We start from the raw sequence: 20,128 nt of genomic DNA on the forward strand, positions 1-20,128 counted from the left end.
AGCGTCACCAACAGTCATTACTTCCCAATCTCCACCCGCGCGCCGGCGCTCGTCGCCCGAAGACCTTTCTTGTACATCGCTTCGACAAGCGCCGGCGGCTGCGTATAGGCGCCCGCCGTTTGCGCGCGCAGGCGAAAGGCGAAGCGATAGGTTCCCTTCGGCAGCGAATCGTAGGCGTAGAACACCCGGTCGTCGCCATAAGAGACCCAGCTCGGCGGCAGCGTCGGCGCCATTGAGGGCTGCGCTTCGGCAGGCGCCGTGGCGAGATTGGGATTGAGCGGCTCGAAGCCCGCGGCGAGCGGAATCGAAATGGCGACATGGGTGCGATCCTCGGGATTGACCACTTCCGCCGTCTCTTCGACGAGGTCGCCCTGCTTCACCTGCAAAACGCCGTCGCGAACGTCGATCTTTTCCGGCGCCTTGCCGCTTTCGATGCGCCAGCCCTGCCGCGTGATCGTAAAGCCGTCGCTCGTCGGTTGCGCCTTTGCGCCAGGCTCGACCGGCATGTAGCTGGTCTCGATCATCGCGACGAGCGGCGCGTTGGAGCCGTTGACGATCTTCAGCGGCGCGTCGCTGCTGGAAACATGGCGGACGACCGGCGTATTGGCGTCGAGCGTCAGCGCGCGATCCTGTCCGCCATCATTGAAGGTCACGCCGATCGATGCGGTGGGCCGCCGCCACCCCTCGGCCAGCGCTTCGATGGCGGCGGCGTCGGCGTTGGTCGTTCCCCAGCCGTCGCCTTCGCCAAGCCGCAGCAGCGCATCGCGTAGCGCATTGGCGCGCGGATCGCCCGAGGCGGAAAGCGCCGCGGCGCGCACCATTTCGGCGACGCTGCGCGTTTCGGAAGGCAGAATGATCGGCGAGGCGCTCTCCGCCGCCTGTCCGGCATAGACCTGCACGCCATTGCGGCTGGCGAATTTCACGCGGCTCCACATCGTATCGATCAGCGCGGCGAGCGCGCGCTGATCGACATTGGGCAGAAGCGCGGCGGCGGAGGCCATCTGCGCGACGCTGATATTGGGCAGGAAGTCGGCGCGGCGCGAAAATTCCGCGACATAGGAATCGTCGAGCTTGCCGCCTTCCGCCAGCGCCGAAAGCGCCTCGACTCGTTCGCGCAATTCGTCGCCCGACAGCAGTCGCGGATAATCGGAGCGCAATGACAATTTGAGGATATTGGCGAGACGATCCAAAAGGGTCTTGTCGATCGGCTCTCCGGCGCGCTCCGCCCGCGCGAGGAAATCGTAAGACCAGGCGGTCAGCGAGACCGTGCCGCGCGAACGCGGCCAGAAGGCGACGAGCCCGTCGGCGTCGATCGATTGGTCGATGATCTGCTCCGTTGATTTGACGTTGGCGGAGACGCGATCCTCGAGCCCCGCCGCCGCGAGAATTGGCCCGAAGCTCTTCAGCGCCAGCCCGCCGCGCGCGAGCGACAGCCGTTGCTCGGTGCAGCCATAGGGATATTCGACGAGCGCATTCAATCCGGCGACGAGCCTTACGAGCGAGGGGTCGGCGGCGACGATCGCTTCGCGCGAGAAACTTCCCGGTCGCGCCTGCTCGCCAGCAGGAGCAAGCGTCTTCGTTTCGCCGGGCGCGATCTCAACCAATTCGAAGCGGCGCGTCGCCTCGCGATCCTCTTTCACCGGCAGAGCGATTTCGACCGCGTCTTTCGTGCGGTCGGCGTCGCGCTCGATGCGGAAGCCGAGCGTCGCTTCGCCGGCGAGTTGGGCCGGCGCTGCCGCGCGCAGATCGATGCGCACAGGCTTGTTCTGCGTCCATTCGATTTTGCGGCTCGTCTCGCCCGAGAGCGTCAGCGCCGGCGCCGTGATCGACGCCTTGCCGGCGCCGCCGGGTCCTTCGACGATCCGCGCGACAAGGCCGATGTCGAAGGAATCGCCTGGCCGAATGAAGCGTGGCAGCGCCGGCTGCGCGACGAGCGCCTGACGGATCAGCAATTCGCCGCCGGCCGCGCCGAAGCGATCCGGCCCGCTGACCGCCTTGGCGCGCAGCTTGAACACGGTCAGCGTATCGGGAAGCTGCACCTTGATTTTGGCGACGCCGTCGGGGCCGATCTTCACGCTCGGCAGATAGATCGGCACGGGCGTGAAATTCTTGCGCACGGAAATATTGTTCTCAGCGCCCCATTCCTGCAGTTCGTCGCCGTCGCCGCCGGCGATCTCTTCGAGCGGAATGACGCCAAACGCCATGTTGCGCGTGTCCCGCGCCGCCATTTTGGTTTCGCGCTCGACGATGAAGTCGGGCAACGGATCGAGCGGGCGTTCCTTTGCAAGCGACAGCACCGCCTGATCGACCATCCAGAAGGTCGCTTCGCCGGCGAGTGGCTTGCCGGCGTCGTCGGAAAGGCGTAGCGCGACCTCGATCGCGTCGCCGGGGCGCGCCTTGGCCGGATGTTCGATCTTCACATTGACGATGTTCTTGACCGGCGTCACCTCGATCCATTTCGTCGCTGCGATGGTGACAGGCTTGCCTTGGTCGAAACTCGCCGTCGGCTGCGGCGGCGCATCCTTCAGCCGTCCCCGCATGATCAGAAAATGCACGGCGAGCTTTGGCGTCTGCTCTTTTCTGACCGGCAGAGCATAGCGGCCGAAGCCATTGGCGATGTCGACGAACTCATAATCATAGACGCCGCTCGGCTGTTCGACGATGGCGAGCGCGCGCGCATTCTGGAATGGCGACTGGATAATCAGCGTCGCCGTTTCGCCCGGCGCATATTTGTCCTTGTCGGTCGTGATTGTCGCGGATTCGGCTGGCGGCCGCGCGAAAGTGACGGGCGTATCGCCGCCGACGAAGAAGTCGACGCTCACCTGCTGACGGCGCTTGAGCCTGTCATAGGCCTCAAGCTGCACGACATAGACGCCGGCGTCGCGCGTCGCCAATTCGAGTTTCTGCGCCTCCTTGGCGCTCGTCACCTTGCGTTCGATCAGAACGTCGTCCTGCGTCTGCGTGACATATTTCGCCGCGCCCTGCGCGAAGTCGGAGGCCTGCAGCGTCGAAATCCAGTTGCGTTTGATGAGCCGCAGCGTCATCTCGAGACCGACAACCGCGTCGCCCTTGCCGTCAATGGCGATGAACTCCGGCGTCACGGCGCCGGGACGCTCCACATAGCGCGGCGTCTTCACGCCGAGCACGAAAGGCGGCAGCGCGATGACGTTCTGCACATTGCGCACTTCTATGCCGTCGTCGCCGGTCACCGTCGCTTCGATGGAGTAGCGGCGCGGCTGCGCCGTCGGCTCGATCGCGGTGTCGAAGGTCATGCGGGCGGCGCCGCCGGCGTCGGTACGCTGATCGCGCTCCAGCACAGCCGTCGATTTGAACTTGCCGTCGCCGGAGAAGCGCGCGTCGGTCGAAAAGAGGAAGCCTTCGCGCCCCGGCGGCGTGAAGACATGCGGAAATTGCGCGGCCCGCCATTTGATGGGGCGCTCCGCCGCAAGTCCGCCAGCGAAATAACGGGCAAGGAGGTCGACGTCGAAGGTCCCGTCGAGCGCAACGGTCTGCGGCGCATTGAGCACGACCTCAAACGTCGGCAGTCGATAGGCTTCTTTCTTGAACGTGAACTGGCCGCAGGAAATGTCCTGAGTGGGCTCGGCCGCTTCGCTCTCTCCCTCGGCGGCTTCTTCCGTTTCGGTCTTCTGCGCTTCCGGCTTCTTCGCCTTTTTCGGCGTATCCGGCTCGAACCGCGCCGAATAGTCGCCGGTCGCCTGAGTTTGCGCGTCGAATTTGTGATAGAAGCCGCCGCTCGCGTCGAGCTTCACCGGAATGCGCCACTCCTGATTGGCGGGCCCTGTCACGACAAGCGTTCCGCCGGTCTTCGTCAGGCTCAGCGCCCCGCCGCGATAGCTGCGCACGAAGCCCTTGATGTGCGCGAATTCTTCCGGCCGATAGATCGGCCGCTCGGAGAAGAGATGGCAGAGCGTGCGCGGCTTTTCGGCGCGCGGCTGGTCAGCCTCGCTTGTCCAGGCGAGCCATTCCGACTCCGGCTTCGACCAGATTTCCCGCGAATATTCCGAGGGCGCGCTGTTGGGGTCGATGACGAGCGTATCGAGCCCCTTGTTCACGACGACGCGGCGCGCTTCGCCGGCGCCGCGCTTGTCGGGCGTCCACGAAAAGAAGCCCGAAGCGTCGGTGGTTCCGCTCGCGAGCGTGACGAATTTTTCGTCCTTGATCCCTTCGACGCGGATTTGAGCGCCGCTCAGGGGCTGCGTCGTCGACAGCGAAGTGACGGTGAAGCGCACCCGCGTCGGCTCTTCGATGGCGGACAGCGAGAGATCGGTGATCTGCACGCGCAGCCAGCGGCGCTTGTCGTCATCGACCGCGCGCAGGCCGACGAGATAGGTCCCCGGTTGGTCGCGGCCGCTGACTTTGGCGAAATCTTCTTTGAGGTCGACGCCGAATTTCGCGTCGGGGCCATTGCGGCGGATCGGCAGATCGACGAGTCGCGACACCGCGGGAGATCCGAGCGATTTGATGCGCTGCTTGATCGCCTCAGCCTCGATGTTTGCGGTCTCGCTCCACGACTTTGGCTCGTTGCCGGGCAGGGGCGGCGCGTCGGAATCGCTCGTTTCGACGCCATGCGCCGGGAAGGGAAAGAAGTCGCGCGACAGCGGATCGATGGCGTGGATGCGGATGTCGGCGCGGTCATAGCCGCGGCCGCGCAGCGGCAGAAGCTGCGGACCGAGCCGTTCGGCGACGCCATAGCCCGCGTCCCATTGCAGCGCCGGCGCGTCGCGGGTGAAGGCGAAGCGCTGCGAGAAGGCGCTCGCCAGCGCGCGTCCTTGCGAGTCTTTCAGCGCGCCTTGCGCGATGGAGAGTTCGTAAATCTGGTCCGACAGGAATTTCGCGACCATGCGCACTCGCCTGCCGTCGGTTTCGACGGCAAGATCGTCGACGGGCGGCGTGATGCGCAGCGCCTCGCGCGCACGCAGAATGTCGATCGTCTCGGGCGTCGCGTTGAAAGAGAGCGTAAGCTGGCGCTTGCTCGCCGGCGCATAGGGGATGGCGGCGGCTTCGCCTTCCTCGTCGCCGCTCTCCGGGGACATGAGATAGGACGCGCAACGCAACACGTTTTCGCCGCGGTCGTCGCTCCAGCCACGGCCGCAGCTCGCCTCAGTCGCCGCGAAGGGCGGCGCGGTGCGCAGCCGCAATTCATAGGTCTGGTCGTCGAGTCCGGCTTCGTCGGAAAGGCGAAGCCGCAGGATCGCGACGCGGCCGTCGGCGATCCGTTCACGGAAACGGATGACGTAGGTCTGTTCCTCGGCGCGCTCGCCCCGCTCCAGCGCGCGGATCTCATAGGCCGAAGCGCTGAGCATTTGTCCGCCCTGCGGCGAGACGCCGGGAGAGGGACGAATTTCGATCGACAGCAGCCGCGCCAGCGCGGCGACGTCGACCGGCTCGGCGAAGGTGAGGGCGATCTGCGTCAGTTCGAGCTGCGGATCGGCGCCTTCGGCGGGATTGGTGGAACGCGGCGTCGGCAGCAGCGCGACGAGTCTGGTCTCCGCCGCGCCGAGTTTCACGCTCACGCGCGACAGCGGCTTCCAGGCGTCGGCGGGACGAAATTGCAGCGCGCGCGGACCGAGCCAGCGCCATTCGCCGGCAGGCTGCGGGGTCATCGTCACATATTTTTGCGGCGTGTCTTCCGCTCCGCCGGCCTTCGGCCCCGTGTCGCTAGAGAAGAAGACCGTCACCGGATCATAAGCGCGCAAAAACCTATCCGGCGCGACGCGCGCGCCGTCGGCGCGTTGCGCGCGATCGAACACGGGCGGGGCCTCGGCGCGCAGCGGCGCCGCTGCGCCAAGAAACGCGCCAAGAAATGCGCAAAGAGAGAGAAGCAGAAGTTTTTTCATCGCCGCGCCTTTCGCAATCATTGCGCCTTGCTTTTCTTCATGCCGGCCTTGTCGAGCAGCTCGGCGACGATCTCCGCCGGCGGCGCGTTCACAGGCGGCGACAGCCCGACGATCGCGACGCGGACCGTCGTCGCCGGCGCGTCGGCGGGCGTTCGCGCCTCGATAAAATAGCGGCCGGGCGAAAGCGTCATCGTCTGCGCGACGCCTTCACCGAGCGTCTTGCCTTGCGCATCCATCAGCCGCGCACTGATGCGGTCGGGTTCCGCGCGCAGGCCGAGGCCGATGTTGCGCGCGTCCTTCACCTCGAAGCTGAAGAGCGCGCTTGCGCCGGGCGAAACCGCCACCGCGTCATTCACGCCTTCATGCGCCTCAGTAACGGGCTGCGTCGAAATATCGAGCATGCCGGACAGCGCGCCGTCATAAGGCGCGTAAATGTCGAGCGTCGCTTCGCCCGGCGTCATGTAGCGATGAAGATCGACGCCATTGGCGAAAGCGAGCGTCTCCCGCCTGCCATTTTGCGTGAAACCGACGATCGCCGGCGCGCCGCCCGTCGCTCTCAACAGCGCGGGCTTATCGCTCTTGATCGAAAAGCGCATCGCCGCGCCCTCCAGCGCGGCGCGCTGCGGTAGATTGAGCGCGCGCGCCGTGGCCGCAGGCCAGGGCGAAACGCCGGCGCGCTCGATCCATAAGGCGACAAGCCCGGGTCCATGTTTGATGATCGCTTCGCCCGCGCCGTCCAGCGCAATGTTCTCGCCGCGCGTGATCCGGCCGCTGTTCGCAATGACGGTCGCCTGCGCGCCGCTGACGATCAGCCTGTCATTCTTCTGCGCGTCGAGCGGCTGCGAAATCTGTCCGGCCGCGGGGAAGAACCGCGTGAATGCGCGCGTTGCGTCGAGCCGTCTGTTCTCGCCAGTCTCGCGCGCGATGCGCGCCGGCAGCGGCGCTTGCGTCAGATTGACGAGAAGCACGCGCGATTTGACGCCGTGCAGAATGCGCGACGTGGCGGCGCCATCGCTAAAGACGACGCGCGGCTGCGCAAAAGCGGCGAGCCCTCCGGCGAGGTCGAGCGCGAGCGGCCCTGCGGCGTCATCCATGTCGACAGGCTGCGCGCTCATCGGCGCGATGATCCCCGAAAACAGCGCGCCGCCTTTCACCGCCGGCAGTGTCTCGACGTCGATCGCGCTCAGCGCGACGCGCATCGCCGCGCTTCCTTCACCGTTCCAGAGCGCAAGCGGCGTATCGCCAGCGAGCGCCAGCGCCGCGCCCTTTGCCACGCCGACGCCGTGTCCGCCGTCGAGCGCCGGCTGCGCGAAGGCGGACCGGGCGAGCCACAGCCGCAACTTGCCGGCGGCTGGCGCGAGCGGAACGAGATGAGCGCGCTCGCCTTCGCCGATGTCGAGCGAAATCTCGGCGCCCTTCCAGTCGAAAGCGGCGACCCCGGCCCGGGAGGCGCAGTCGCCGCGCCCCATCAGCCACAGTTCCTGCGCTTGCGGCGCGAGCGGTCCGGAGCGCGCCGCGCGCAATAATGTCCCCGCCATCGAGCCGGCGGCGATATTCTCTTGCGTCGCCAGCGTCACGAGGGCCGCGTCGGGTGTTGCAACCTTGGCGACGCAGACTCCTGCGACGCCGTCGACCGGATCAAGGGCGACTTCGCCAAGCCTGCGCGCGCGCCGTTCGACCGCGCGGGCGGCGAGCGTGATCGGCGTGTCTTCACCGCCGATCGCCCAGACCACCGCGCGCAGTTCGCCGTCGTTGGCCGCTGGCCATGCCGCGACGGGCGAGCGTCCGCGCTCGACGCCGATCGCGCGCCATTGGCCGTTGGGCTCGCGCCGCTCGATTGAGATGGCGACGTCGCCTTCGGAGCGCGCCGCGATCAGCGCGAGACTCCCGGCGGGCGCCGGCGCGAGGGAAAGAACATGCGCGCCGGCGCCGTTCAGCGTCTTCTCGCCCGAGAACGTCAGCGCGCCGTCATTCTTCTCAACGGGCAGCGCCAGGCGAAGCTCGACGCCGCTGAGAGGCGCGTCCTCGCTTTCCGCGGCTTCTCCTTCATTGGAAACGTCTTCGGTTTCCTCGCTGGGCGCTTCTTCAACCTCCGCAGGGGCGCGCGGCTCAGCGCCAAGCTTTTCGAGTTCCAGCCGGTAATTTCCCGCTGGCAGGCGTCGCGACAACGCGACGTTCCAATCATCGGCGCGCGGCTGCAGGCGCTCGATCACATCGCCCCCGCCGTCTTTCAGCACGCCGATCGTTTCGATGTCCCCGAAGCTCGAAAGGTCGACGACGCTGTCCTTCGCCAGCGAAAAATCGACGCGAGTCGGAGGTTCGACGACGCGCCGCGCATCGGGCTGCAACTCTTTCGAGTCGAGCGAAACTTCGTAGTCGAGACGGTCGTCATGGGCGAGGCTTCGCGCCTCGATCCGATATTCGCCGGCGGTCAGTTTCGACTTGAACGGCCTGCCCGCAGCGACTTTGCCGACGCTGTCCTTCTCGCCTTTGAAGATTTCGCCAATCATGCCTTCGCCGATCGAAAGATCGATCTTTGCGTCGCCATAGAGCGCGAAGCGCCAGACATCGGGCGTGCGCGGCGCATCGCGCGCCTGCGGTTCGCGCCATTGCAGCCTCTGCGCTTTGCCGAAGGGCAGGGGATGCGGACCATGCCCTTCCAGCGCCTTCGCGGCGACGACTGGCGTCAGTCGGGCCGCCATGCGCGCTTCGACGTCTCTCGGCAGGACGACCAGCCGATAGACGCCTTTCTCGAACCGCCGCGTGACTCGCTGCATTTCGCCCGGCGCCGCGAGCGGCCAGCCGTCGGCGTCCTCCAATCTCGCGCGCCATTTCTGCTTCAGGCCGAGAAGTTCGATACGATATTCGCCGTAGCGGGTGATCTCGATCGGCACGATCGCGCCCTTGCCGGAATCGAGCGTCGCCCGCGCGATTCCCGCATCGACAAGTTTCGCCGTCGGCGCGAGAGTCGCAGGCGAAACGGCAAGGCCCAAATGGCCGGAAGAGTCCTTCGCGGTGACGGCCGCGCGATAGCCGCCGGCGCGCAGAAATGCCGTCACCAGCGCATTGTCGCCGGGTCCATTCGCGTCGCCTTCGCCAAGCCGCGGCGAAACAGTCGCGCCGACGCGCAGCGCCGTCTTCATGCGCCCGAGCGTTTCGACCCGGTAGAGCCCGCCTTGCGGCACGTCGAAGCGCATGCGTTTCGTTTCGTCGCGGCCAAGATCAAAAAAAGCCGGACGCGCGAGCGTGGCGGAAAGCGCCGTTGGCGCGGGCTTGCCTGCTTCATCCACCTTTGCCGGCGTCGGTTCGGGAACGAAGATGAGTCCCAGCGCGCGCGGTTTTTCCGACGCCGCGATCTTTATTGTCGCGAGACGCTGCGCGTTCTCTTCCTTTTGATCGGCGAGGGTCAGCGCGACATCGGCGTTATGCCAGTCGCGTGCAATCGCCTTGCCGGTCTTGGGAAGCCGCACCGGCAACGTGACGTCCTTGCCTGCATCCTGCCAGAGCGCCAATGGCGCCTTGTCGAGTTCAATGGGCAGCGCGACGACGCGCGGCCCGGTTAGGAGTTGCGGCGCGACATTCGTCAGGATGAGATAGGAGCCGTCCCGTTCGAGAGTCTGCGTCCCGAAGGCAATTGTGGGGCGCGAAGGCGCCGCCGCAGGCGCTGATACAGAGAGTCCGGGCGGGCCGAGCGTCACGTCGATCACGCCGCCGGAATCGCCCTTCGGCTCGAGCTTGAGAAAATAATAGCCTGCCTGGAGATCGTAGCGCGCCGGGTTCTTTCCGTCCGCGCGGGGCGCCAGCGCGCCAAGCGCCGGTTCGATCGAAGCGTCGACCTTGACGCCTTTAGCATCGATCGCGACGAGTCCGTCGCGCGTCGCCTCGAAGAGAATCGACGTCGGCCCGAACAGGTTGAATTTTCCGCGCCACGCTTTTCCGGCGCCGATGCGCGGCGCGTCCGAGGCGATCACCCGCGCCTTGCCATCCTTCTCTATGCGCGCGAAGAGCGCCGTGGCAGGGGCTTCGTCGCCGCCGTCGCCAGCAAGATCGACGCCGACAAGATGCGGTCCAGACGCTTCGAATGTTTCGCGGTCCGACTGACGCAGACCGCGCAGCGTGAACGCCTGACCCTCGTAGCCGGAGACTTCAAGATGCGCGTTCGTCTTGCCGTCGGACGCGAGCCGAAGGTTCGCGGAGGGCGTGCGGCTGTTCTTCGAGATCGTCGCGATCTCTTTCGATGCGTTGCGCCGCGCTTCAAGCCGCGCCGGCGTCGTCTCCGCGAGGTCAAGACGGAAAGCGTCATAGCTTGCCGGCGCGTCAAAGCGCGCGGCGCCAAAGGGGCCGATCACGCCCTCGGCGACGCCCGCCGCGAGCAGCGCCGGCTGTTCGAGCCGCAGCAAGAAGGGCTGCGCCGCATCGCCTTGCGCCCAGACCAGCTTCTCGCCGCCATAGGCGGTGACGACATAGCGCCCGGGCTCCAGCGCGCCTTCAACACGCAGCCGATTCATCGCGCGGCCCGGCTTTGTTTCGACCGTCTCCTGCTCGAAGGCGAGATCGACGAGTTCGCCGTCGCTACGCCAGACGCGCAGGTCGCTGAGCGCCCGGCCGATCGCTTCAAGGCTCACGCGACCCTCGGCGCCGACGTCGAAGGAATAGGAGCGTTGCTGCAGATCGCCGAGTTCGCCGCTTTGGATGCGCCCTGGCGCGAGCGTCGGCTTTGACGGGCTGGCTTCGACGAACGCCTGCGCGGAGAGCGCGGTCTTGCCGCTCGCGCCTTTCACGCCGAAAACCCGTATCTTGTAGACGCCCTTATCGAGCAACGCGTCGATGCGTCCGTCGCGCAGGCCGGGCGCGCCGCTTGAGTCAAGCGGGCCGGCGATCATGTCGACGAGTTCGATGCGCGCGCCGGAGGGACTTTTTGCACGAATCGCATAGCGGCCTGGCGCCGGCACGGCGATGAGGCTCGCGCCGTCGCGATCCGCGGCCAACTCGCCTGGCGTAATGCTGATCGAGCTTGGTTTGGCTCTTGTTTCGGCGATTGCGTTCTGTGTGGCGCGCCACAACGGCTGCGCAAAATACGCCGCAAAGGCGGCGACAAGAGAAAACGCGATCCGCCGCATGAGCGCACCGTAAGCCGGCGGCGGACTTGCCGGAAAGGCCGCGCCGCCGCTGGAGGCAAGCATAGGCCGCGCGCCGCGCCTGAGTCGAGAGCCACGCGCCTCTCGTTGCGCCGACGATTCGTCCATGCCGCTGTCCCATGCGCTTGTTTGGCCGACGCCATTTGGAGCCGGCGGGAATATCTTTTAGGCTAGGTTCTGCGTCTGGGGATTGCGCGAGCGCACATCAAAACCAGGGAAGTCGGCATGCGTCGGTCGCTATTTGCCTTTGTTCTTTTCGGCGCGCTCTCCTGCGGTCAGCAGGCGGCGGCGATAAAGCTGACGCTCGCCTACCCGGCGGTGCTGCGCGCCGGTCCAGAGGAGAATTACGCGGCGATCACGACCGCGCCGGCGGGAACAGAAGTCAAAATCTTGCGCGACGATCCAAGCTGGACGCGCATCGCCATCGACAAGAGGCGTTTTTTCGTCGCGACCCTAGAGCTTGTGTTCATGTCGTCTAGGGTCACCCAGACGTCCGGCTGCGATTTCGGCTATCCCTATTCGGGCAGCAGCCAATATTTCGCCTCGCCGTTAGCGGAGTTGCGCCACAGCTGGCCGCTTGGCGACCTGCTCGGCTATCATAACCGCTTTCCTTGCTAGATCACAGGCTATCGCCGGCGCGGGCCAGTTCGACTTGTGGCGACCGCGTTCCCGTATCCTCGAACTTCGCCCGATAGACGACGAAATTCTCCATCACCCGCTGCACGTAATTGCGCGTTTCGGTGATCGGAATCCGCTCGACCCAGTCGATCGGATCGACATTGGGCTTGCGTGGATCGCCATAGGCGTCGATCCATTGCTTCACCCGACCGCCGCCAGCGTTGTAGGCGGCGAAGGTGAGGAGATAGGCGCCCCGATATTCGCCCAGCAGAATGCCGAGGTGCGCCGCGCCGAGCTGGGCGTTGAAGGGCGGGTCGCTCAGCATCCGCGACATGTCGAAGCTGATGCCGCGCATATAGGCGGTGTGCCGCGCCGTCGAGGCGATCATCTGCATCAGGCCCATGGCGCCGGCGGAGGAGACGGCCTTGGGATCGAAGGCGCTTTCCTGGCGTGCGACGGCGAAGACCATCGAACGGGACGCGGAGCCTGGAAGCGCGTTGAAATCCGGAACGCCATAGGCGGGGAAGGCGACGTCATCGAGCGCGATTCCCCTATAGGAGGCGGCCTTGCCGTAAATGAGCGAGAGTTTCGCGTCGCCCTGGCGCGCAATGACTTCTCCGAGCGCTGCGACCTGCGCCTCGTCCTGCAAGTATTTTGCGCTGTCGAGCGCAAGCGGCGCCGCGACCTGCTTCTCGCCCACGGCGAACAGAAGCTCCGCAACGCGAACCGCTTCGGCTCGGCTGTCGTCGGAGGCGGCTGTCGGTGGCCGGCGAAGCGGGCGCTCGTCGGCGCCGAGGCGGGAATTGGCGAGCTGCCCGTAGAACGTCGTCGAATGCGTGGCCGCCTGGAGATAGAAATTGCGCGCTTTGGAGTCATCCTCGGCGTGCGCGGATTCCGCCGCGCGTCCCAGCCAATAATACGCGCGAGACTTTTGCAGCGGAGTCTCGGCGACCTGTGCGAGCCGCGTGAAATGGCGCTCGGCCTTGATCGGGTCGTTCAAGAACCGCAGAGCAATCCAGCCGGCGTTGAATTCGGCGTCGACCTTGTTGCTGGTCTTGGCGGCGGCATGATCCGCGCAAAGCTTGTATGCGGTCTGCGGATCTCCCTGGTCGAGAAGCTTGCGGGCGACGATGCGCCGCTCCTCCCACCAGGCGTCGCCGTCAACGACCTGCTCGATGTCGCGCGGCGCATTGCGCAGCAGCGCGCCCGCTTCAGCGAATTTCTTGTCGTTGCGCAGCTTGTGCACGCGTCCGTAAAGCAGTCCGGGATCGTTCTGCACAGACGCCGGCAAAGCGGCCGCCAGCTTTTCGACGCCGGAAATGCGCGCGCGGGCGAGCAGCGCGACGTCCTTGCCGGCGAGCTCGGCGCTGCGCAAAGCGAGCGTATTCTTTCCGGCATAGAGCAGACGAGCGGCGCGGAACTTGTGATCGGCCGGCGTCAGAAACTCGCCGAGCTCCTTGTTGAAGATCGTATCGAACCCCTGTCCGATATCGTCGCTGCGCCAAGCGTCGCGCGCCAGCGCCGCCGCCGATTCGAAATCGCCTTCGCGTGCGATCGCCCGCGCCAGGGCATATTTGCCAAAGCCGGTGAGCGGCTTGTTGTCCGCGAACCAGGCCAGCACGCTCTTGTCGGCGTGGCGCTCGGCGACGAGCGCCTGCTCGGCGCGACGGCGCAACCAGTCGCCGGCGGGCCAGTCCGGGTGATCCGCAAGGAATTCGGCGATCCGCCTGAACCCGGCTTCGCGGGGATGCAGCCGAAGGCCAGTCCATCGCGCGGCGTCGGCAAGCGGCGTACGGAGCCGCGACGCGGCCTCGTCGCCTTGAGCGAAATCTCCGGACCTGTATGCAGCGATCGCCTGAGTGAAAACCTCCGCGTCGTCTCCTAGCAGGGCGGCGGCGGGATCAGCGGCCACCTCGCCGTTGAGCCAGTCCTGCGCAGGGGCATAGGCGACGATCGGCGAGAGCACGCCTTCATCGGCGGCAAAGAGCGAATTTTCGAGAGGATGCGCCGCCTCGTCGTCAGCGTGTTTGCGGTCGACGAACTCGTGCACAGTCTCCTGCAACGTGCCGACCCGCGAGCGCCAAGCGCCGAGACTGAAAGGAATAGAAGGCGTCCAGCGCCAGGAGGCCTTGCGCTTCGCCTCTCCGTCGCCAAGACGGTCAAGGCCGGTGAAAGCTGGCGCGGCGATCACGAGGGCGGCGATGCCGACCGTCAGTTTGAACCGCGTCGCGACACGTCGAGGCAACATCATCACCGCGTTCCCCTACTGGTGTGAGAAAGCTGCGCTCATTTGGTTTACGAAGGATCAACTTCGCGCGCCGGCTGTCTTCGAGCTCTGGCGTCTCCCATTATAGCGTGGGGCTTTATAGCACAGCGTGGGGCTTTCCTCGACGCAGCCCAAAGGCTATGAAGGGCGATCAATCTTAGCGACGCGATTACGGCGGCTCTGAGGCGTAGGGAAAGCATTGATTCTATGAGCGTAAAGCCGATTTTTCATGGGTCGATGACGGCCCTGGTCACGCCGTTTTCCCATGGAGAGGTCGATTATGACGCACTACGCGCGCTGATTGATTGGCAGATTGAAAATGGAACGCACGGCCTCGTTCCTGTTGGCACGACGGGCGAGAGCCCGACGCTGACCCACGAGGAGCATGGGCGGGTCATCACCGAGACGATCCGCGCCGCGCGGGGGCGGGCGCCGGTCGTCGCGGGCGCAGGCTCGAACAATACCCGCGAGGCGATCGCCATCGCCGGCCACGCGGAACGCGCCGGCGCCGACGGGCTCCTCATCGTCACGCCCTACTACAATAAGCCTAACCAGGAAGGGCTTTATCTGCACTTCAAGGCGATCAACGACGCCGTCTCTATTCCCATCATCATCTACAATATCCCGCCGCGCTCGGTCATCGACATGAGCGTCGAGACCATGAAGCGCTGCGCCGAGTTGAGGAATGTCGTCGGCGTGAAAGACGCGACCGGCAACATCGGGCGCATTTCGCTCCAACGTGAGGCGATGGGGCCGGAGTTCATCCAGCTTTCGGGCGACGATCTCACGGCGCTCGCTTGCATGGCGGCGGGCGCGCATGGATGCATCTCGGTCGTCGCCAACATCGCGCCGCGGCTTTGCGCCGATTTGCAGAACGCCTGTCTCGCTGGCGACTACGCCAAAGCGCTGGAGATCCAGGACAGGCTGACGCCGCTGCATGTCGCGACTTTTCTTGAGGCCGGCGTCACGGGCGCGAAATACGGGTTGTCGCTTCTCGGCAAGGCTGAGGAAGAGGTGCGTCTTCCTCTGGTGCCGTGCACGCAACCGACTAAGGATCGCATACGCGCGGCGATGATCCACGCCGGCGTGCTCCCCGCCTAAGGCGCCAGTTTCGCGTCTCTCCTTTGTCGAGACGCTTTGAGGAAAATCAGTGGCCGCAAAGCCGGATCCGAATTTCAAGGTCGTCGCCGATAATCGCAAGGCGCGCTACAATTACGAAATCGGCGAAATTTTCGAAGCAGGGCTGGCGCTGACGGGCACGGAGGTGAAGTCGCTGCGCACGGGCAAGGCGACGATCGCCGAAAGCTACGCCCATGTCGATCGGCAAGGCGAGGCATGGCTCGTCAACGCCAACATTCCCGAATATCTCGCCGGCAACCGCTTCAACCATCCGCCGAAGCGGCCGCGCAAACTGCTGCTCAAGTCGCGGGAGATCGCCAAGCTGTCGCAGGCTATTGAGCGCGAGGGTATGACGATCGTGCCGCTGAAGCTCTATTTCAACGCCAAGGGCAGGGCCAAGCTGCAAATCGCCCTAGGAAAGGGCAAGAAGCTGCACGACAAACGTGAAGTCGAAAAGAAGCGCGACTGGAGCCGCGAAAAAGGCCGCCTGTTGCGCGCGCGCGGCTGACCCCGACCTCCCTAAGGTTCGGCGCCCTGAAGTCGAGGCGCCGACCATCTGCTTTCCGTCAGGGCCGCGCCGTTACTCGCCGTCTTCTTCTTCGGCGTGAGCCGCTTGTGGCGTGGGACGAGGACGCTCCTGATACCGCTGCATGCGCTCTGCGCGTTCGCCCGGATCACGGCCGATCTTACCCACAAGATGAATAAGGTCGATGAATTCGTCGGCCTGGCGACGCAATTCGTCAGCGATCATCGGCGGCTGGGTGGTGATCGTCGAAATGACCGAAACCCGAACGCCGCGCCGCTGCACGGACTCGACCAGCGACCGGAAGTCGCCGTCGCCCGAGAACAGGACCATGTGGTCGATATGCCCGGCCATTTCCATGGCGTCGACCGCCAGCTCGATGTCCATATTGCCTTTAACTTTGCGACGGCCGAGCGAATCGACGAACTCCTTCGTCGGCTTGGTCACGACCGCATAGCCGTTGTAGTCCAGCCAATCGATCAGAGGACGGATTGACGAATACTCTTGATCCTCGATCAACGCAGTGTAATAGAACGCGCGGATCAGACGGCCTTTGCCCTGAAATTCGCGGAGCAAGCGCTTATAATCAATATCGAATCCAAGTGATTTCGCGGTCGCGTATAAGTTCGCGCCGTCAATAAACAACGCAGTTCGTTCGATATCTGCCATCTTAGTCTCACGGTCGGGTTAAGGTGTTAAACGCGGGCGTCGCCGGCTAACGCCGTCAACCCGCAGTTCGGCGTTTCGCTCAATCGTCCAATGTCCGGCGCCCAAATTAACAAATAGCGATTGCGCCGTTCTCGCTGCATTCGCCGGCTATTCACGCCATCTCTAAAAAGCGCCGCACACATCTCAAGCAAATACATCGCCTCTCCATGTCACAGCGTCAAGAGGAACTGCGTTTTTTTACGGGGCGATGATTGGGCATTTTCTAGAAAAAATCCCCAAGGCAGCGTCAAAAAAAATCGCCCGCGCGTCTAGAACCAAGAGATTATTGCCTAATTTTTCTAATTGGCGTATCAGCGCTACTCCCGAACCGAATGGAGCTTGACAGCAGATGGCGCGCGTTACTGTCGAAGATTGCGTCGACAAGATCGAAAATCGCTTCGACCTCGTCCTTCTCGCGGCGCATCGGGCGCGGAACATCTCGTCGGGTCAGCCGATCCTTGTGGATCGCGACCGCGACAAAAATCCGGTGGTCGCCCTGCGCGAGATCGCTGAATCGGCGCTCGCCCCGGAAGACCTTTCCGAGGATTTCATCCACTCGTTGCAGCATCACGTCGAGGTCGACGAGCCGGAGGCCGAAGCGGCGCCTGCCCTGACCCCTGCGGTCGCCGGCGAACTCGAAGTCGAAGGCCCATTCGACCGGATGACGGAAGAAGACCTGCTGCGCGGTCTCGAAGGGCTGGTTCCGCCCGCCGAGGTCGAGGACGAAGCGGAGTAGGTTCGACCCGATCCCCGCGCTGGCGGGGCGTCCGCGATACGCCTCCGCCAGAGCCGCGCCTTTGCATCGCCGCCGTTGGTCATCGCCGCCGTTGGTCATGGCGGCCGGCCTGCGCTATTCTCGCTCGACACACTCGCTGCTCCGGTGCCGCTCGCTTGCCCGTTGCGTGGAACTTACGCATGGGCGGCGGCCGGGTCGGCGCATAACCGGTCCTTGGCGCCACGCGCATGATGCGTCAGTACGAGCTTGTCGAACGCGTGCGGAAGTATAACCCGCGCGTCGACGAGGATTTGTTAAACCGGGCTTATGTGTACGCGATGAAGGCGCATGGGGCGCAAACCCGCGCCTCCGGCGACCCTTATTTTTCCCACCCGCTCGAAGTCGCGGCGATCCTCACCGATCTGAAGCTCGACGACGCGACGATCGTGGCGGCCGTTCTGCACGATACGCTCGAAGACACCGACGCCACGCGCGAAGAGATCGATCGGCTGTTTGGCGAACAGATCGGCAAACTCGTCGAGGGTCTGACCAAGATCGAGAAGCTCGATCTGGTCACCAAACAGGCGCGGCAGGGCGAGAATTTCCGCAAATTGCTGCTCGCTGTCGCCGAAGACGTGCGCGTGCTGCTCGTCAAGCTCGCCGACCGCCTGCACAATATGCGCACGCTGCATTTCGTCCCACAGGAAAAGCGCGCGCGCATCGCTCAGGAGACGCTCGACATCTATGCGCCGCTCGCCGGCCGCATGGGCATGCAGCGTCTGCGCGAGGAGCTGGAGGGCCTCGCCTTTCGGCATTTAATGCCGGAAGCGCATCAGACCATCGAGCAGCGACTGCACGATCTGCGCGCGAAGAACGGACGCATCATCAAGCGCATCGAGGACGAACTCACCAAGGAGTTTGAGGCGCGCGGCATCACCGCGGCGGTCACCGGACGCCAGAAGACGACCTTTTCGGTGTGGCGCAAGATGGAGCGCAAGTCGATCTCCTTCGAGCAGCTGTCCGACATCTTCGGCTTTCGGATCATCGTCGGGGCGGTGGAGGATTGCTATCGCGCGCTCGGCGTCGTGCATACCAAGTGGCCCAACGTTCCCGGCCGCTTCAAGGATTACATCTCGACGCCGAAACAGAACGACTATCGCTCGATCCACACGACGGTGATCGGTCCCGGCCACCAGCGCGTCGAACTTCAGATTCGCACCGCCGAAATGCACGAGATCGCGCGCTTCGGCATCGCCGCGCACGCGCTCTACAAGGATGCGGTCGGCGCGCATGGCCGCGAGCAGCTCGCCAAGGAAAGCCGCGCCTTCCGCTGGCTGCAGGAAACGCTCGATCTCCTCGCGCATGGCGACAATCCCGAGGAGTTTCTCGAGCATACGCGCCTCGAACTCTTTCAAGATCAGGTGTTCTGCTTCACGCCGAAAGGCGGATTGATCGCGCTGCCGCGCGGCGCGACGCCGATCGATTTCGCCTACGCGGTGCACACGAAGCTCGGCGATTCAGCCGTTGGCGCGAAGATCAACGGGCGCGTCGGCCCGGTGTTGTCGCAGCTGAAAAACGGCGACGAGGTCGAGATCATCCGCGCCGAAGGGCATGTGCCCCCGGCCGCCTGGGAGGGCGCGGTCGCGACCGGCAAGGCGCGCGCCGCGATCCGACGCGCGACGCGCGACGCGGTGCGCCAGCAATATGCCGGGCTCGGCCGCCAGATCGTCGAACGCGCCTTCGAGCGCGCCGGCCGCGTCTGGAGCGAAGAGAAACTGAAGGCGGCGCTGACCAGGCTCGCGCGGCCATCGGTCGAGGACGCGCTCGCCGCCGTCGGCCGCGGCGAAATCTATTCGGGCGACGTCGTCAAAGCGGTCTATCCGGATTTCAGCGAAGAGCGCAAAGCCGCGCCCACCGCCATCGGTCCTGGGGAGCCGGGCTGGTTCGGCGTCAAGGCGAACGCCAATGTGGTCTTCAAAGCGCCCGGCGCGAAAGAGGGCAGCGGCGCCATTCCGATTCGTGGGCTGCGCGGCGACGCGCCGGTGCGATTCGCGCCCGACGGCGGCGCCGTGCCGGGCGACCGCATCGTCGGCATTTTCACGCCGGGCGAAGGCATCACCATCTATCCGATCCAGTCGCCGTCGCTCACCGCCTTCGACGACCAGCCCGAACGCTGGCTCGACGTGCGCTGGGATATCGAAGCCGGCTCTTCGGCGCTGTTTCCCGTCCGCATCGTCGTGACGGCGATCAACGAGCCGGGCACGCTCGGCGCGTTGGCGACGCTGATCGGCGAGACCGGCGCCAATATCGACAACATCAGCTTCAAGGCGCATTCGCCGGATTTCCGCGAAATGACCTTCGATCTCGAAGTCGCCGATCTGAAACATTTGAACGGCGTCGTTACACGGCTGCGCGCGAGCGCTTTGGTGAGCAAGGTCGAGCGGATGATTGGGTAGGGGGCCAGCGAACGTGCATGGAAACAGGTTCCACGATGGGAGGTTATGCGATGAAATCGCGCTCAGTCCATTCCTCATCCCGCTCCAGGCGATCCGCGTCTATCTCAATCCCCGTCTCGTGGAGAATAGCGCCACGCATGATGGCGGCTCCTTTTTCAGTTACCATCCGACGTGAGATTCGGCTCTCATCATTCGTCACACCATAGAGTTTCACATTGTAAACTATGATTTTTTTCATTTTGGCCTCAGTCACTTCCGCAGTTTTTCAATTGGAATCCAGCGGTCACTATCCGGTTTCTTGATTTCCCAATAACCCCAACCGTCCAAAGATACGGGAGTCCCCTTTTTTGATCGGGCGACGCCGCCAGCAGCCGCTGAGGGCGTACGATAGATTGCGCCGCCGACATGCCACGCGCCTTGCACAATTTCGCCGCTATGGGTTTGGCCGTTGTAACTCATCCGCAGTTTTGTTCCGTTCGGCAGCGTGACACCCTTCCATGACCAGCCGCCATGATCGCTGCCATTGCCGGTGCTGTTCTGCGGCGCTGACGCCGTAGATTTGAGACCCGCGACCGCACGGAGAATATCGTTGTGGCTCTGGGTGAAGGATGTGCGGCGGCTCTCAAGAAACCGATACACGTCCACGTCAATTTCAATAGGCCGCAGCTGCATGAGACACTCCCTTAAAAACCATATTTTCCATATTTAAAATATTAATGCCAGTTTT

Annotated in this window: 11 protein-coding genes; 5 read left to right on the plus strand and 6 right to left on the minus strand. The window is 64.6% G+C overall.

Annotated elements, in window-relative coordinates:
- Positions 1–17: 17 nt before the first annotated feature.
- Complete coding sequence (locus HUN39_RS02545; RefSeq protein WP_175092947.1) at positions 18–5,879, minus strand: alpha-2-macroglobulin family protein; 5,862 nt, start codon at positions 5,877–5,879, stop codon at positions 18–20.
- On the minus strand, positions 5,876–11,041 hold the full coding sequence (locus tag HUN39_RS02550; RefSeq protein WP_232365863.1) for a hypothetical protein: 5,166 nt from the start codon (positions 11,039–11,041) through the stop codon (positions 5,876–5,878). Before HUN39_RS02550 ends, HUN39_RS02545 begins: the two co-directional genes overlap by 4 nt.
- 180 nt (positions 11,042–11,221) lie before the next feature.
- On the opposite strand from HUN39_RS02550, the gene HUN39_RS02555 reads away from it, so the two are divergent.
- Positions 11,222–11,614, plus strand: a complete 393-nt coding sequence (locus HUN39_RS02555; RefSeq protein WP_175092949.1) for an SH3 domain-containing protein — start codon at positions 11,222–11,224, stop codon at positions 11,612–11,614.
- Position 11,615: 1 nt separating this feature from the next.
- Here HUN39_RS02555 and HUN39_RS19400 read toward each other — a convergent pair whose 3' ends face one another.
- On the minus strand, positions 11,616–13,862 hold the full coding sequence (locus HUN39_RS19400) for a lytic transglycosylase domain-containing protein (protein WP_269750293.1): 2,247 nt from the start codon (positions 13,860–13,862) through the stop codon (positions 11,616–11,618).
- Between the two features lie 225 nt (positions 13,863–14,087).
- Here HUN39_RS19400 and dapA point away from each other — a divergent pair, with 225 nt between their 5' ends.
- Complete coding sequence (gene dapA / locus HUN39_RS02565; protein WP_175092951.1) at positions 14,088–14,981, plus strand: 4-hydroxy-tetrahydrodipicolinate synthase; 894 nt, start codon at positions 14,088–14,090, stop codon at positions 14,979–14,981.
- A 49-nt stretch (positions 14,982–15,030) separates the two neighbouring features.
- Positions 15,031–15,507 carry an SsrA-binding protein SmpB gene (smpB, locus tag HUN39_RS02570; RefSeq protein ID WP_018409713.1) on the plus strand — a complete coding sequence of 159 codons (477 nt, stop codon included), beginning with the start codon at positions 15,031–15,033 and terminating at the stop codon, positions 15,505–15,507.
- 72 nt (positions 15,508–15,579) lie between these two features.
- On the opposite strand, the gene HUN39_RS02575 is transcribed toward smpB, so the two are convergent.
- The gene (locus tag HUN39_RS02575) at positions 15,580–16,191 is read right to left on the minus strand and encodes a LabA-like NYN domain-containing protein (protein ID WP_014890560.1); all 612 of its coding nucleotides are present in this window, start codon (positions 16,189–16,191) and stop codon (positions 15,580–15,582) included.
- 388 nt (positions 16,192–16,579) lie between these two features.
- On the opposite strand from HUN39_RS02575, the gene rpoZ reads away from it, so the two are divergent.
- Both rpoZ and HUN39_RS02585 read left to right on the plus strand, forming a co-directional pair.
- Positions 16,580–16,966 carry a DNA-directed RNA polymerase subunit omega gene (gene rpoZ, locus HUN39_RS02580; protein ID WP_018409711.1) on the plus strand — a complete coding sequence of 129 codons (387 nt, stop codon included), beginning with the start codon at positions 16,580–16,582 and terminating at the stop codon, positions 16,964–16,966.
- Positions 16,967–17,193: 227 nt separating this feature from the next.
- The gene (locus HUN39_RS02585) at positions 17,194–19,401 is read left to right on the plus strand and encodes a RelA/SpoT family protein (protein ID WP_175092952.1); all 2,208 of its coding nucleotides are present in this window, start codon (positions 17,194–17,196) and stop codon (positions 19,399–19,401) included.
- A 43-nt stretch (positions 19,402–19,444) separates the two neighbouring features.
- On the opposite strand, the gene HUN39_RS02590 is transcribed toward HUN39_RS02585, so the two are convergent.
- Entirely contained in the window at positions 19,445–19,639 is a 195-nt protein-coding gene (locus HUN39_RS02590; protein ID WP_175092953.1) for a hypothetical protein, read from the minus strand.
- Positions 19,640–19,650: 11 nt separating this feature from the next.
- A complete protein-coding gene (locus HUN39_RS02595; RefSeq protein ID WP_175092954.1) occupies positions 19,651–20,073 on the minus strand; it encodes a hypothetical protein in 423 nt (140 codons plus the stop codon).
- Positions 20,074–20,128: the final 55 nt, after the last annotated feature.

The sequence above is a fragment of the Methylocystis silviterrae genome, from assembly GCF_013350005.1.
Taxonomy (GTDB): domain Bacteria; phylum Pseudomonadota; class Alphaproteobacteria; order Rhizobiales; family Beijerinckiaceae; genus Methylocystis; species Methylocystis silviterrae.